General features: G+C 44.0%; 13 protein-coding genes and 2 pseudogenes. 5 read left to right on the top strand and 10 right to left on the bottom strand.

Annotation, left to right across the window (positions count from 1 at the left end; genetic code table 11):
- The 4 genes from SCRDD08_RS11815 to SCRDD08_RS03345 all read right to left on the bottom strand — a co-directional run.
- The coding region (locus SCRDD08_RS11815; protein WP_414162606.1) for an SPFH domain-containing protein at positions 1–571 on the bottom strand (571 nt) is incomplete at its 3' end.
- A gap of 181 nt (positions 572–752) precedes the next feature.
- Positions 753–1,436, bottom strand: coding sequence for a Bax inhibitor-1/YccA family protein (locus SCRDD08_RS03355; protein WP_061422432.1), 684 nt, complete (start codon positions 1,434–1,436; stop codon positions 753–755).
- A gap of 19 nt (positions 1,437–1,455) precedes the next feature.
- Positions 1,456–1,947 (bottom strand): HDIG domain-containing metalloprotein, encoded by a 492-nt coding sequence (locus SCRDD08_RS03350; RefSeq protein ID WP_048766208.1) that lies wholly within the window; start codon positions 1,945–1,947, stop codon positions 1,456–1,458.
- Positions 1,948–1,991: 44 nt separating this feature from the next.
- On the bottom strand, positions 1,992–2,732 hold the full coding sequence (locus SCRDD08_RS03345) for a TrmH family RNA methyltransferase (RefSeq protein ID WP_061422431.1): 741 nt from the start codon (positions 2,730–2,732) through the stop codon (positions 1,992–1,994).
- Positions 2,733–2,872: 140 nt separating this feature from the next.
- Between SCRDD08_RS03345 and SCRDD08_RS03340 the strand changes: the two genes are divergently transcribed.
- The 3 genes and pseudogenes from SCRDD08_RS03340 (at position 2,873) to SCRDD08_RS03330 (ending at position 5,655) form a co-directional block, all read left to right on the top strand.
- Entirely contained in the window at positions 2,873–3,151 is a 279-nt protein-coding gene (locus SCRDD08_RS03340; RefSeq protein ID WP_048766204.1) for an acylphosphatase, read from the top strand.
- 82 nt (positions 3,152–3,233) lie between these two features.
- Positions 3,234–4,154 carry a membrane protein insertase YidC gene (gene yidC / locus SCRDD08_RS03335; RefSeq protein WP_061422430.1) on the top strand — a complete coding sequence of 307 codons (921 nt, stop codon included), beginning with the start codon at positions 3,234–3,236 and terminating at the stop codon, positions 4,152–4,154.
- A 334-nt stretch (positions 4,155–4,488) separates the two neighbouring features.
- A pseudogene (locus SCRDD08_RS03330) lies at positions 4,489–5,655 on the top strand (IS110 family RNA-guided transposase).
- 248 nt (positions 5,656–5,903) lie between these two features.
- Here SCRDD08_RS03330 and SCRDD08_RS03325 read toward each other — a convergent pair.
- Entirely contained in the window at positions 5,904–6,839 is a 936-nt protein-coding gene (locus SCRDD08_RS03325) for a dihydroorotate oxidase (protein WP_061422429.1), read from the bottom strand.
- Between the two features lie 222 nt (positions 6,840–7,061).
- Here SCRDD08_RS03325 and gdhA point away from each other — a divergent pair, with 222 nt between their 5' ends.
- The gene (gdhA, locus tag SCRDD08_RS03320) at positions 7,062–8,408 is read left to right on the top strand and encodes an NADP-specific glutamate dehydrogenase (protein ID WP_061422428.1); all 1,347 of its coding nucleotides are present in this window, start codon (positions 7,062–7,064) and stop codon (positions 8,406–8,408) included.
- A gap of 71 nt (positions 8,409–8,479) precedes the next feature.
- Here the strand turns inward: gdhA and SCRDD08_RS03315 are convergent, their stop codons facing one another.
- The 5 genes and pseudogenes from SCRDD08_RS03315 to SCRDD08_RS03295 form a co-directional block, all read right to left on the bottom strand.
- Positions 8,480–9,208, bottom strand: coding sequence for a M15 family metallopeptidase (locus tag SCRDD08_RS03315; RefSeq protein ID WP_061422427.1), 729 nt, complete (start codon positions 9,206–9,208; stop codon positions 8,480–8,482).
- Positions 9,205–9,894 (bottom strand): histidine phosphatase family protein, encoded by a 690-nt coding sequence (locus SCRDD08_RS03310; RefSeq protein WP_061422426.1) that lies wholly within the window; start codon positions 9,892–9,894, stop codon positions 9,205–9,207. The genes SCRDD08_RS03315 and SCRDD08_RS03310 overlap by 4 nt, the downstream gene beginning before the upstream one ends.
- A 109-nt stretch (positions 9,895–10,003) precedes the next feature.
- Positions 10,004–10,705, bottom strand: coding sequence for a histidine phosphatase family protein (locus SCRDD08_RS03305; RefSeq protein WP_061422425.1), 702 nt, complete (start codon positions 10,703–10,705; stop codon positions 10,004–10,006).
- 108 nt (positions 10,706–10,813) lie between these two features.
- Positions 10,814–12,152: pseudogene (locus SCRDD08_RS03300) on the bottom strand (PFL family protein).
- Between the two features lie 11 nt (positions 12,153–12,163).
- The gene (locus SCRDD08_RS03295; protein WP_005590918.1) at positions 12,164–12,430 is read right to left on the bottom strand and encodes an ACT domain-containing protein; all 267 of its coding nucleotides are present in this window, start codon (positions 12,428–12,430) and stop codon (positions 12,164–12,166) included.
- Positions 12,431–12,673: 243 nt separating this feature from the next.
- On the opposite strand from SCRDD08_RS03295, the gene SCRDD08_RS03290 reads away from it, so the two are divergent.
- Positions 12,674–15,852 (top strand): LPXTG-anchored zinc carboxypeptidase (locus tag SCRDD08_RS03290; RefSeq protein ID WP_061423256.1); only part of this gene is annotated, 3,179 nt, incomplete at its 3' end.

The following is a 15,852-nucleotide window of genomic DNA, read 5'->3' as shown; positions in this document are numbered from 1 at the left end:
CGATACCGAGATTGTCAATAACGCCACCTTCATCAGAGAAGGATTGAACGGTAAAGGCAATGACTTCCAGACCCATCTTAGCCAAATCTGGCGCCACATTATCTTGCACTTTAGAAGCAAATTCCTGACGGTCATTAACCATCTTGCGCAGTTCCATCTGGCCGATTACCTCACGAAGGTTCCCTTCGAGGACATCTTGGACAGAATTAGAAATATCTGTTGTATTCCAATTAAGGAAGTTTTCTGCCGCACGCTCAATCATTTCATCCGTAGTACCAATCTTCAGCTTAACAGCCGCATCGGCACGAACGTTGATAAAATCAAGTGTTGGCACAGACTCAGAAGTACGGACATCGGTAGAAAACTGCTCAATATCCAGATAAGAGCGCTGCTCTACAAAAGGAATCATGAAGCCAGCCTTACCTCTTAAATGACGCTGCTTACGCAGACCAGTAATAACGACTACTTCATTTGGCTTAGCATTGACATAGCCCTTAGCCAAAAGAATAATAAGCACAATGGCTGCAACGATTGCAAAAATCAACCATCCTGGGATAAATAACATATCCATAGAAACTTCCTTTCTTTTCTAGAGCAATAGACGAATGCATTGCCCAAATATATTTTTAGTTAGTATATCAAAAAATTAACAGTTTGCAAAACTTTTACTGCTACTTCTATCCAACTTCTAAAATCCCCCTCAAACAAAAAAAGATAGCTCCTCATTCATCAAGGAAACTATCCATCTTTTATTAATCATTTCTTCCAAAGATACGAAGGATGCTGAGGAAGAGATTGATAAAGTCAAGGTAGAGGCTCAAAGCTAGAGAAATAGCCCATCCAAGACCTGCCTGTCCACCCGTTTGCTCATAAACGTAGCGAATTTTTTGATTGTCCCAAGCAATCAACCCTGCGAAAATGACAACACTGACGTAGCTGACAATATAGTCTATCATATCGCTACCCAGAAAAATATTGACAAAACTTGCAATCACAATCCCAATCAAGCCCGCAATCATAGCACGGCCCATGCCAGATAAATCTTTTTTAATGATGACGCCCATGACTGCCATGACAAGGAAAACAGCCGCACTAACTGCAAATGCTTTGAAGACCACGCCTCCTGTGTACATGGCCACAATGAAACTCATGGTAAATCCGTTTAGGGCTGAGTAGCTCAAAAAGAGGGGAAGAGCAGCTGGACTATTGCGGAGTCCTCTGCTGGAAGCTGACCAAACCAAGGCCAGCTCAATGAAGATAGCTCCATAGTAAATCCAGCTATAATGGAGCAGAATCTCAACTAGAGCTGTCTGGAAGGTCGTCAGCATTAGACCCGAAACCAGAGCAGAGATGGCAATTCCCATCCCAACAAATCCGTAGACCTTAGAATAAAAACTAGAAAGTCCACTGTTTTCTTGAATAATTGTATTGTTCATAATGTCTCCTTTTTACATTTTAACTTTTCATCATCTTTCGATGATACTTTTTACGCCCGCTCAGCTTTTGTCGCCAAGGTGCCGTCGCTTCTTTGATCGCCCAATACTTGTCCACCATGGTCACAACGAAGGACTCCTTATAGCGTGGCGGTGCTAAAGTAGCTCCCCACATGTGCTTGATGATAATATCTTCCTCAACTCGATTGAGCTTGGTAATCTTGCGGGCATTTCGGACTGCTAGGCGGGGATGTACCCAAGCATGACTCTTTTTAAACTTGGTTTCGCGCCAGTCATAATAGAATAAATCATGCAATAGAGCGCCCCGTGCTGTACTGCGGGCATTCCAGCCAAATTTTTTAGCAATCTTATAACTAGTATAACTGACATTGATCGAATGTTCAAGCCGATTGGAATGAATATGATGCGTAATTCCTTTTAAGCGTTGGACGCTGGGCTTCTCGATCAAATGCCCCACATAGGCCATAAATTCATCATCTTCTCTGTAAGGCATATCATCACCTCCATTTAGTTTTATTATAGAGAGATTTCTAAAAGCTAGCTTAAAGCAAACATCAGAATGCCGGCTGCCACAGCAACGTTAAGACTTTCAGCCTGCCCCTTCATGGAAATGTGAACCAGAACATCAGCCGCATCCGTCATTTCTTGGCTGATTCCTTGCCCTTCATTACCCATGACTAAGAGGAAATCTTCATGTTTTTCGACCTTTTGATAATCCACAGAATCTTCTGATAAGGTCGAAGCCAGAATTTGCAGGTCACTTTGACGAGCTAGGGCCAGCATATTCTCTCTGCTCACGCGATAAATGGGCAGATGAAAATGGCTGCCCTGCATAGAACGCAAAGTTTTGAGATTGTAAATGTCAGCGGAGTGGCTAGAGATGAAAACTCCTTGATAACCCGCCGCATCCGCTGTTCGGATGATGGTTCCGACATTGCCAGGATCCTGCACATCTTCTAAAAAGAGGTAGGCACCTTCCAGCTTTTCTGGAATGTTTTGCTCCTCAAAGGCTAATTCTGCAACGATTCCCTGAGGAGTCTTACTATCTGCCAAATCACTGAGAATCTCTGGACTGACAAAAATCGTCTGGGAAAAGGCTGCCAAACGATCTTCGTACTCTGCCAAAGCAAAAATTCGCAGAATCCGTGCCTGACTGGCCAGAGCCTCCTCAAAAAGATGCCAGCCCTCAATCAAATACGACTCGCTACGATATTTTTTTTGATGCAGCTTTTTAGCTTTTTTTACCACATTATTGGCTTTTGAGGTTATAATATTCATAAATACATTATAACACAATCTAGCAGTTTTGAACTCATCCTCTAGACTTAGCTTCAGAGAAAATCTTGTCTCCAGCAAGCAACTGCTCGCTGCGCTATGGGCTGAGAAGCGAGTTCCAAACACTACAAAAGGAGGTAACGATGCAAAAAGTAAGAATGATTGCGCAAGGACGAGTCCAAGGCGTCGGCTTTCGTTGGGGCGTTTACTCCCTTGCTCTGCAAATCGGCGGGATTACCGGTCGCGTCTGGAATAACGACGACGGTACAGTCGAAATTTTGGCTCAAGCTGAAAGCTCTGCCCTCATGGCCAAGTTCATTCAAGAAATCCGCAAGGGACCAACTCCTTTTTCAAAAGTCAGCTATTTAGATGTCACCATGGACAATTTTGAGTCCTATACTGACTTTAAAATTGCAAATTAGGTCTGGAGAACTATTGTATATTTCCTTAAAAAACAGTAGAATAGATAGGTATTATTTTTTTAGAAACAAAGGAAATGAACTCGTGAAAACATTTAAACGTATTTTATTCTCTGGAATGAGCTTGTCCCTCCTTCTATTATTGACAGGGTGTGTCGGACGAGACAAGGCAGGTAATCCTTCTGGTATTATTTGGGACGTGCTTGGTCAGCCTATGGCAGATAGCATCCAGTTCTTTGCCAAGAATTCAGGTCTCGGTTATGGTCTAGCGATTATTATCGTTACACTCATCGTGCGGCTGATTATTTTCCCACTGGGAATCTATCAGTCTTGGAAGGCTACTCTTCAGTCAGAAAAGATGAACTACTTCAAGCCCATCTTTGCCCCTATCCAAGAACGGATCAATAATGCCGAAACTCAAGAAGAAAAACTAGAAGCGCAGCAAGGACTTATGGCTGCTCAAAGAGAAAATGGTCTGAGTATGTTTGGCGGTATCGGCTGCCTCCCTCTACTCATTCAGATGCCTTTCTTCTCAGCCCTCTTCTTCGCTGCCCAATACACAAACGGCGTAGCTAGCAGTACATTCCTTGGTATCAATCTTGGAAAACCTAGTCTAGCCTTGACTCTCATTGTCGGGGTACTCTACTACATCCAATCACTTCTTTCCCTACATGGTATCGAAGATGAGACTCAAAAAGAGCAGATGAAGCGCGCTACTTATATGAGCCCGATTATGATCGTAGTCTTCTCTTTCATGTCACCAGCGGCTGTGACCCTCTACTGGGTAGTCGGTGGTTTCGTTCAAATTATCCAACAATTCATCATTAACTACTTGATTCGTCCGCGGATCAGAAAGCAAGTAGCAGAAGAATACAAAAAGAATCCTCCGAAAGCTATGAGCAATGCAGGTCGCATCAAAGATGTGACGCCAAAAGCGAGTCAAGCAATTACTCAAAACAATAAAAAGAAAAAGAGTCGCAACGCTGGTAAACAACGTTCTAGATAAATAAACTATCCATTTCCCTCTGAGATTTCCTATCTAATCTTGGAGGACTTTTTTTCTACTCGCCCTAATAATACTAAAAGAGAGTGGGACAGACAGCCATGACGACATAGCCGTCACCCACAGAAACATGAAAATAAAGACAACAGCCCTCATTTAGAAGTATAATCTAAGCGAGGGCTTTGTGGTTGATAATTTCTTGAATATCACTTTCGCGGGACAAACTAATCCACTCTACCGACGAGTACCCCAAAATATCGCCTTGAGCATGAGTATAAAAATACGACAACGTTATCGGTAGACAAGCTCTCTGACTTTATAAATGGAGGGAATCATAATGGATGTTCTCTATCAATCTTGTGCAGGTATTGATGACCATCAAGCTCCTGTTGTGGTTTGTATTCTACATGGGCCGCTCACTTCTACTCGTCCAAAGCGTGAAATGGCTCAGTTTGATACAACGACAAAAGGATTAAAAGCCTGTCATGATTTTCTCAGTCAATTTCATGTAGAAGCCGTCGGCATGGAAAGCACAGGAGTTTACTGGAGACCTGTCTGGCATGAACTCTGTGATGACTTTGAACTCATCCTAGCACAGCCTGCTCATATGAAAGCTATTCCAGGTCAAAAAACAGATAAGAAAGATGCTCACTGGATTGCCCAATTAACACGAATCGGCTTGCTCCCTCGCAGTTTCGTCCCTGATGAAACCATTCAAGAATTGAGAGAGCTAACACGACAACGGAAACACTATGTAGAGAGCCGTAATCGTGAGACCAATCGGATCCATAAAATCCTCCAATCAGGAGGTATTAAGCTGACAACCTACATAGAAGATATCATGGGGGCTTCTGGTCGAAACTTACTGCAACTGCTTATTGATGAGACGCCCGTTACCCCAAGAATTATCCATCAATCTGTTTATACCAGTTTGAAAAGAAAAGTTCCCCAACTCCTTGAGGCACTTGATGGGTATTTTTCGGCTCATCATCGTTTTATGTTAGGTCAGTCCTTGGAGATTTACGATTTTTATCAAAAACAAATCGATTGTTTGGAAGAGCGTATGAACGGCTATCTAAATCTCTATGAGAGACCAGTGGAAATCCTAGATTCTATTCCGGGTATTGATCTCATTACAGCTTCTGTGATCATAGCGGAAATTGGGGTAGATATGAGCCAGTTTCCAACAGCTGGACATCTCGCTTCCTGGGCTGGTTTGTGTCCTGGAAATAATGAAAGTGCCGGTAAAAAGAGGAGTACAAAAATCAGACATGGCAATTCCTATTTAAAAAGGTGTCTCTGTCAAACAGTTTTTGCTGCAAAAAAACAAAAAGGAAGTCCACTAGCATAGCGTTATGACCAGATTCAAAGCAGGAGAGGAGCGCAAAAAGCAACTATTGCACTCGCACATCAACTTCTTAAAATAGCTTATATCCTTTTGAAAGAAAATCTTACTTATCAGGAGTTTGTGCTACAAAAAAGGCTACTAGAGACGAGCCAGTAGCCTAATACAAATTTTTCACTTTCATTATATCACAAGGGGAGTCTTTTTGCGCTCTTTTGAGTTTTCGTATAAAAAGTCCTAGCCTCTCAATTGTCTTTGGATTTTCGAGCAAGACGCAGTGGTTGAGTGGGCTCTACTACGCTGATTCATCAGCTTCTACAGCCCTACTCAACTGTGCAGAGGTGGGACGACGAAATCGAATTCTAGCGAATTAGCGATTTCTGTCCCACTCTCTCTTTCTTAAACGTTTAATCAATATACTTCAACTTTCCACGGAAATCTTCCAGTCTTTCATAGCCTTTTTCTTCCATAATGGCCTTGAGTTCGGCGGTGATGCGCTCGAAGGCTGCCACTCCTTCTTTATGAAGGGTTGTTCCGACTTGTACCATACTGGCTCCACAGAGGATATGCTCAAAGGCATCGCGCCCTGTCAGGACACCCCCAGTTCCGATAATTTGGATTTCTGGTTTCAGGCGTTGGTAAAAAGCATGGACATTGGCCAGAGCCGTAGGCTTGATGTACTGGCCGCCAATACCGCCAAAACCGTTTTTCGGACGAATGACCACTGACTCATCTTTTATATAAAGACCGTTTCCGATAGAGTTGACACAGTTGACAAACTTGAGCGGATAGTTGTTAAAAATCGCAGCGGCCTGATCAAAATGCACGATATCAAAGTAAGGAGGCAGCTTGATACCCAGCGGCTTGGTGAAATAAGCAAAAACTTCTGACAAGATTTTTTCCGTCGTTTCAAAATCATAGGCAATCTGCGGCTTACCTGGAACGTTTGGACAGGAGAGATTGAGCTCAGTAATCCCTTTAAAGTCGCTTGCCTGCACTTTCTTGAGAATGGTGTGAGTCTCTTCTGGCGACATACCAACCAAAGAAAGGAAGAAAGTACGATTTGGCTCACTTTCTTGCAGCTCCAGCAAGTAGTCCAGATAATAATCTAAACCATTATTGGGCAGGCCCATAGAGTTGATAGAGCCCAGTGGCACATCCTGATAGCGAGGTTCTGGATTGCCCTGACGAAAGTCCAGCGTTGCCGTCTTAGTCACAAAAGTTCCCGCAGCAGAGTTTTTGACTTCTTCTAAATCTTCCACTGTCATACAAGCCACTCCTGCTGCATTCATCAGGCAGTTATCAAATTCAAAACCCGCAATTTTTGTCTTGGTTGTTGTCATTATCTTGACCTCTTATTCCTTAATTTTCTCTATTATATCATTAAAATTCTTCCTATAAAAAATTTATCCTAATTTTCTAGCAAAAGGTTCGGCATTTCCATCTAGAATCTTCAAAAAAATATTATGGAAATTTTCAGAAAATTCAACTTTTTTCTTTACACCCTAAAAAAATTCTGCTATAATGGCTCGTGTAATAAAATATAACAACAAAAGGAGAACGATATGACATCTGCTAAAGACTATATCCAAAGCGTGTTTGCAACTGTGAAAGCTCGTAACGGGCATGAGGCTGAATTTCTCCAGGCGGTTGAAGAATTCTTCAGCACTTTGGAACCTGTATTTGAAAAACACCCTGAGTATATCGAAGAAAACATCTTGGCACGTATCACCGAGCCTGAGCGCGTGATTTCTTTCCGTGTTCCTTGGGTCGACCGTGAAGGCAAAGTGCAAGTCAACCGTGGTTACCGTGTTCAATTCAACTCAGCTGTTGGACCATATAAAGGCGGACTTCGTTTCCACCCAACTGTAAACCAAGGGATCTTAAAATTCCTCGGATTTGAACAAATCTTTAAAAACGTCTTGACTGGACTTCCAATCGGCGGTGGTAAAGGGGGATCAGACTTCGATCCTAAAGGAAAGACTGACGCTGAAGTGATGCGCTTCTGCCAAAGCTTCATGACTGAATTGCAAAAATACATCGGACCATCACTTGACGTCCCAGCTGGCGATATCGGTGTTGGTGGACGTGAAATCGGCTACCTCTATGGACAATATAAACGCCTGAACCAATTTGATGCTGGAGTCTTGACTGGTAAACCTCTTGGATTTGGTGGTAGCCTGATTCGCCCAGAAGCTACTGGTTACGGTTTGGTTTACTATACTGAAGAAATGCTCAAAGCAAACGGTAACAGCTTTGCTGGTAAAAAAGTGGTGATTTCAGGTTCTGGTAACGTAGCTCAATACGCTCTTCAAAAAGCGACTGAACTCGGTGCTACTGTCATCTCAGTATCTGACTCAAATGGTTATGTCATCGATGAAAATGGTATCGACTTCGATCTTCTTACAGATGTCAAAGAAAAACGCCGTGCTCGTTTGACTGAGTATGCTGCTGAAAAAGCAACTGCTACTTACTATGAAGGTTCTGTATGGACTTACGCTGGTAACTACGATATTGCTCTTCCATGTGCGACTCAAAACGAAATCAATGGTGAAGCGGCTAAACGTTTGGTTGCTCAAGGTGTTATCTGCGTATCAGAAGGTGCCAACATGCCGAGTGACCTTGATGCGATTAAAGTCTACAAGGAAAACGGAATCCTTTACGGACCTGCCAAAGCTGCCAACGCTGGTGGTGTGGCTGTATCTGCCCTTGAAATGAGCCAAAACAGCCTTCGCCTCTCATGGACTCGTGAAGAAGTGGACGGCCGTCTCAAAGACATCATGACCAACATCTTCAACACAGCTAAAACAACGGCTGAAACATACGGTCTTGGTACTGATTACCTTGCAGGAGCAAATATTGCTGCCTTAGAAAACGTAGCAAACGCTATGATTGCCCAAGGTATTGTTTAAACCCTAAAATTTAAAAATCAGCTTGCTCATTTGAGCAGCTGATTTTTTATCTATCAATGGATTGTAACGATTTACCGATCCGACTCTTTCAAAAGGGCCAGATATTCCTCTAAAACTAGGTGATGTTTTTGCATATATTGGGCCGATTCTAGGCCAACATAACGATAGTGCCAATTTTCAAAATCCACACCAGTAATATCGCTTTTCCCTTCAGGATAGCGCAGAATAAAGCCGTATTTAGGGGCAATTTCCGCAATCTTATTTGCCACCTCATCATTCTGACCTTCTGGCTCGCTCATATCAATCGCCAAGCCTGTCTGATGCTCACTGGCACCTGGCAGCTGGATCCGCTTTTGCACTTCTTGCCGAGACAAGCCTTCTTCTTCGGCCAAAGCTAGGGCTTCTTCATAGAGCTCTGTCTGCTCCGCTCGGCTACGATAGCCCGAAATCAAGGTTTCTCCCGGCGCAATGGCCCGAGCTGCAGCTAAAAATTGTCTAGTATTTTCAGCAATACGACTATCTACCTGAATATCATCGATTTTGGTCAACTTAGGATGAGACTCTTCCTGTAAATGGCTACGATTGATTAAAGTCAACTCCCAATCATCAACTGACACCTTGGGCAAGTCAGAACTCTGGACTCTAAGACCATGATTCATAAAAGTTGGCAAGTCTTCATCCATATCTTGCACTCGCAATAGAGCAAACAGCAAACTGATCCCAATTCCTAAAAATAAGAGCCTATTTATTAGTCGAAATAGAGAGAGTTTTCTCTTTCTTTCATGGCGACCTCGTCTCAAGACTTGTCCTCCAGCTCTTTCGCTCCAACTTCACGATAAGACATATCACCGATGGAAACAACCGAAAATTGTCCATCTTCATAGTCTACAATGGTCACACTACCATTGCCTAGGCCATGAGGTTGCATGCGATTAATTAGGTAGACAAAGGTTCCAATGGTCATGCCATGACTAACTACCAAAGCATTGCCTCCACCAGCTGCCTCCAGCTCCTCAGCAATCTCTGAGAAGCCTTGCCAAATTCGGCCGCTGAGTTTTTCCCAATTCTCAGCCCAGCCAGCCGTGTCGACTTCTACTAAACCTTCTGCCAGCTCGGCATAGCTGAGTTGATGGACATGGTCAATATTAAAGACCCTAGGCATGACTCCCATAAAGAGCTCGCCATCATAGCCACCATCAAAGCTGCCAAAACACCACTCTCGAATGCGCTTGTCAAACCGATAAGGAATCTTTCCAGTCAAGCCCAGCTCTTCCAGAATAATTCCCATGGTCTGAATGGTTCGACCTGAATCACTGGATCTAGCTAGTTTAAAATCAATACCCGCTTTTCTCAAACCAATCCCTAATTCATGGATGCCACGTTCGCCTTCTGACGTCAATGGACTATCACTCCAGCCCTGAGCTCGTCCGATTGTATTAAACATCGTTTTGCCATGCCGGATCAGGTATAATCTTGTTTTTGCCATACACTTCCCCCCTTATTCTCCTCTCATTATATCACGTTTCTGAAAAAAAGCAGTTTCTAAGATTGAAAGAAGACAGCTCAATAAAACTTAACTATTTCCATGATTTCTTTTAACTGTTTATTTCAGCGTCCAAAATTTTGGCACCAACTTCACGATAGGATACATCTCCCAAGATCTGAATCGTAAATTGCCCTTTTTCATATTCAACAACTGTCACACTGCCGTTGTCAACCTCAGGATTTTTGCTAATAGCTTTATCAATCAAATAAGCAAAAGTCCCGATGGTCATACTATGGCTGACAACCAAAGCATTGCCTCCACCAGCAGCTTCCACTTCTTGGGCAATAGCTGTAAATCCAGCTAAAATCCGCCCACTCAGTTGCTCCCATGGCTCAGCCCAGCCAGCCGTATCTACTTCAACCAAGCCGTCTGCCAATTCTGGGAAAGTCAGCTCTTTATAATTATCAGTATCACGCACCCTTGGGATCACTCCACGGAAAAGATCGCCACCATAAGCCCCGTCAAAGCTCCCGAAGCACCACTCTCGAATACGCTTGTCAAACTTATAAGGAATCTTCCCTACCAAATCCAGCTCTTCTAGGATAATCCCCATAGTCTGAATGGTTCGACCAGAGTCGCTCGAGAAAGCCTTAGTAAATTCCAAGCCAGACTCTCTCAGCCCAATCCCTAGTTCACGGATGCCACGTTCCCCTTCTTCAGTTAAGGGAGTGTCCGACCAACCCTGAGCCCGACCAATGGTATTAAACATGGTCTTACCATGCCGGATGATGTATAATTTTGTTTTTGCCATGAATGTCTCCTTTTAATTAAGGCCACTCGGATAAGGGTGGCTTATTTGTCTCGCACTTGACTGAGCAAGGCAGAGGGAAAGGGTCTGTTTAGACAGACCCCCATATACTTAGTTTTTAAAACTGTGAATCGGCGCAGGAATCTGACCGCCACGTGCGATAAAGGCAGCTGACGAAGCCTGATTGACCTTCATAACTGGCGCTGTTCCCAAGAGTCCACCAAATTCGATCATATCGCCTTCCTTGCCCTTTGGAATAATCCGCACAGCTGTCGTCTTTTGATTGATAACGCCAATCGCCGCTTCATCCGCAATCATAGCTGCGATGGTTTCAGCCGACGTTTCCTCTGGAATGGCAATCATATCCAAACCGACCGAGCAGATTGCTGTCATAGCTTCTAACTTTTCTAGATTGAGCGAACCATTTTGCACAGCCGCAATCATGCCCTCGTCTTCTGATACAGGAATGAAAGCACCAGACAGACCGCCCACTTGATTACAGGCCATGACACCGCCTTTTTTTGACTTGGTCATTGAGCAGGGCAAGCGCCGCTGTCGTACCGTGGGTACCGACTGTTTCTAAGCCCATTTCTTCCAAGACACGGGCCACTGAATCCCCGACCGCCGGTGTTGGAGCCAGACTCAAGTCAACAATCCCGAACTTGACGCCCAGACGCTCGCTGGCCATCTGACCTACCAACTGGCCGATGCGAGTGATTTTGAAAGCTGTTTTCTTGACCGTTTCAGCCACCACGTCAAAGCTCTCACCACGAACTTTTTCCAGAGCCCGCTTGACAACACCCGGTCCAGAAACACCGACATTGATGACCACATCTGCTTCACCGACACCATGAAAGGCGCCCGCCATGAAAGGATTGTCCTCTACCGCATTGGCAAAGACGACTAGCTTGGCCGCACCCATGTCAGAAAGCTGGGCCGTTTCCTTAATAATCCGCCCCATATCCGCAACTGCTGTCATGTTGATGCCGGTCTTGGTTGAGCCGATATTGACAGAGGAGCAGACTTTGTCCGTCTCCGCCAAAGCGCGTGGAATGGAATTAATGAGGATTTCGTCTCCTTTTTGATAACCCTTTTGGACCAAAGCAGAGAAACCACCGATAAAGTCCACACCGATTTCTTTTGCTGCCCGATCCAGAGCATGAGCCAGAGGCAGATAATCCGTAGCATCGGTAGCTGCCCCAATCAGCGAAATCGGAGTCACGGAGACGCGCTTGTTAACGATAGGAATCCCGAGCTCTGCAGCAATTTCATCTCCAATTGCCACCAGGTCTTTCGCTTTGGTCGTGATTTTTTGGTAAATCTTCTCCGCCGCCCGATCAATATCTGTGTCGATACAGTCCAGGAGTGAAATGCCCATGGTAATGGTCCGAATATCAAAATTCTGCTCCTCAATCATGGCAATGGTTTCTGTAACTTGTCTAATATCCATGTGCCCTCTCCTTAGATATTGTACATCGCGTCAAAAATGGCTGCGCTTTGAATATTGATTTTGACATTGAGGGTCTGACCAAAGGCCTCAAATTCACTACGAAGCGCTGCAAAATCTTGCTTTTCATCGCTAGAAACGACAGCCATCATGGTAAAAAACTCATCCAAAACAGTTTGAGAAATATCGTCAATATTGAGCCCCAGCTCGGCAATTTTACTAGCTACACCAGCCACAATCCCTGCCTTATCTTTTCCAACAACCGTAATAATCGCTTTCATCGTTTGCTCCAATCATCTTTATTGCTAATATTGTAGCATAAATGCTTGTTTTTTGCATGAATTTGCAGAAATCCAAATTGCGAATATTGCAGGCTGTTTAAATATCAGGCTCAAATACTCTTCAGAAATTATACATATCTCTTCCTTTTGTTAGAAGTTTATTTTTTATCTATGTTTTTATTTGTAAACGATTTCAAGACCTGTTATAATAAATTCAAGAACACATTAAAAAGGAGGTTTCTTATGAAAAATTCTTATAAGAAACGCTTATACACACAAGCCCTCAGCCTCTCTGCTGCAGTCCTCTTGGCCGTTTTAGCTCAAGGAAATGCGGCAGCTGATACGCTTAACCCTGCTGAATCTCCGCAAGACAGCAGCAAAATCAGTTCTCTAGTAGAGCAGCCTACACCTGCAAGTACAGAGAAAGCTGAAGAACCCTCAACTACTCCACAAGCTGATTCACTAGAGAAAAGCAGCCCATCTGAAGCTACGGACAGCAAGTCTCCAAGTCTTCCTTCTACAGCGTCAGAGGAAAAAGCAGCTGAAACTCCCCAAAAACTGGACACTACGACTAAAACAGAAGTCCGCGCAGCTAGCTCCCAAGAAAACAAGGTTCAGCTTGCCGACAGTAAGGTTTACATGTCCGAAAAAGCCAGCATAGAAGAAACTATTCAAGAGCAGGGAGCTCAAGCTGGTAAAATCACTTGGACACTGGATAACAAGCCTATTAGCGAGTGGAAAACTTGGAAAATGGAGGACGGCACCTTCACAGGCGATCCATTTGTCACTGTCGAAGAAAAAGCTGATGGAAATGACCTCAAAGTTTCCCTCAAATTTAATGAATTATTTGGGCAAGACTTAAGCCTGCGGACACCAAACAATATCCGTAGGACCTACCGCAACTTTATGGGAACTCATGAATTAGTCGGAACCAGCGAAGATCTTGGCCTGACTATTCGCAAGAATATCGTCCTTCGTCCTTACGAAGATTTCCATACCCACGATGAAATGCTGGCAGCTATCGAAAAGAGCCGACAAGATGCTAAAAAAGACCGGCTGGTCCAAATCGAAACAATTGGTAGTAGTGCCCAAGGTCGTGATGTCAAGCTCGGTATCATCAGCTCCGACCAAAAGAGCATTGACGACTATCTAAACACAACCAATAAAGTTGCCCTTACTAAACCAGCTGAAATGTTAGCTGCGCTAAAAAATGGTACGCTGGACTATAAACTTCCAGTCCTTATCAATAACACCCATGCTGACGAACAGCCAGCCATCGACATCATCACTGGGCTCTTCAATACTTTTGCGACCAAGGAGCAAATTTCTTTCCAAACAACTGATGCTAACGGTGCTGCTAAAAATATCACCCTCAATGTCAAAGAACTCCTCAAGAAATTTATTTTCCTCTTTGACTTTACTGAAAATCCTGACGGAGATGTTGCCAATACGCGTGCTCTTGCCAACGGAATCGATCCAAACCGCGACACTAGCTATCAGGCCAACCCAGAAACCCGTACCGTAGCTGGACTCATTAACAAATGGAATCCAATTGCTCTTTATGACATTCATGGATTCGTTAAAGAATTCTTGATCGAGCCAGCGACACCGCCGCACGATCCAAACTTTGAATACGACCTTCTGTCTGAGAATATGCTGGAAAATGCCCACCACATGGGACGTGCTGGCGTCGCTAACTCTAAGTATGATAGCTATATCATCCCTAAACTAGACTGGGGCGATGGCTGGGATGACTCCTTCTCCGGCTACACTGGTGTCTATGCTATGTACCACGGCATATTAGGACATACCATTGAAATCCCTGAGGGCAATCAGGAATCCTACAAGGCTGGCTACCACGCTGTCCTCGGAGGTATCTCTTACCTGTCCCAAAATCCTGACAAGCTCATGGAAATGCGCCTCAACTTCTATCTCCGCGGCATCAACAAGGTTGAAGATCCAAAAGCTGAAAATGAGTTAGTCGGACCTGACGGCAAAGTTGTTGGACGTATAAAAAATGGTCAGAAAAAATTCTTCCCCGACTATTACGTCATCCCAATGGGTCTCGACAAGGACAATGATTCCCAACAAGCCTTTAATATGATTGAATACTTCAAGAGAAATGGTGTTGTCATTCAAGAATTGAAGGAAGATGTTGGCAACTATAAGAAGGGTGACCTGGTTGTCGATATGGCTCAAGCTAAGCGCGGCTATGCCAACCATATCCTCTACAAAGGATCAAACGAATCTGCCTGGGCTGCCATGTATGCTGAACTTTTGGTAAACTTCCCAGATATGAGAGGCTTTAAAGCTGAGCCTATCTTTAAAGATAAACTCTTTGATGGCAAGCTCGGTGAAGTCACTGCTCTCCGTGCTACTCGGACGCGCGATATCAACTACTCAGCACCTTACTATGTCATCGCTAATACATCTGACAGCGCTGTCAAAGCTGTCAACCAAGCCATTCGCCAAGGTAAGAAGGTCTATCTGACAGAGGATGGCTATATCGTTGATACATCAACCTTTGCAAATCTCTTAGGTGATTATGCTATTTATGGAGATGCCTTGTATAAGGTTCCGGAAGGGCCAAGCTTGAAAGCACTGAAGGTCTATGCACCTCCTCATCAATTCTACTGGGCAGGAGTGGACTCACCTACTCATACCGCTCTAGCACTGAAAAATCTAGACTTTGATATTGTCGATACACCTGAGGAAGCTGATGTCATCGTCCTTGAAAGCAACAAGTTTGACAAGTCTATTCTTGGTCGCAAACCAACCATTGTAGTGGGGGGCTCTGCTATGCAACGCCTTGAGAAACTCGGTGTTCTAGATGGATTTGATGCGGAAAGATTCTCTGGCGGCAGCGATTTTGAAGGTCTGATGAAGGCTATTATAGACGATAAAGATCCATTGACTAGCGGCTATAAGAAGAATGATCTCTTCTATTCTAATTCTGGAAACTGGATCGCAAAAGCTCCTGCCAACTTCAAGACTTTGGCGACTATTGCAGACAGTGACTATTACATTGCAGGCTGGTGGCCAGGCAATGAAAAATTAGCCAATAAAATCGTTGCTATTTCTGGTAATTACAAGGAACATCCGCTCTTCGTTTATGCTGGAAATCCAACCAATCGTCTACATACCATTCACTTCTACCGTTGGGTATCGAACGCTGTCTTTGGCGATCAATTGGCTGAGCTGAAAGATATGCCTGTCACTCACAAACCAAGTGTCGAAATTGTAGAAATTCTGAACCAAAAACCTCAAGCAGGTCAAGCAACCATAACAACCTACAAACCTACACCTCAACTAGTAAGCGTAACACAGCAAGACCAGCTCCCACAAACAGGAAGCAAGGAAAACTCTGCTCTCTTTACAGTTGCAACGATTCTTCTGGCTACAAGCGGTGGTCTCTTCTTACT

Source organism: Streptococcus cristatus (assembly GCF_001578775.1).
GTDB lineage: Bacteria > Bacillota > Bacilli > Lactobacillales > Streptococcaceae > Streptococcus > Streptococcus cristatus_A.
This window is presented reverse-complemented; position numbering and strand designations above follow the sequence as displayed.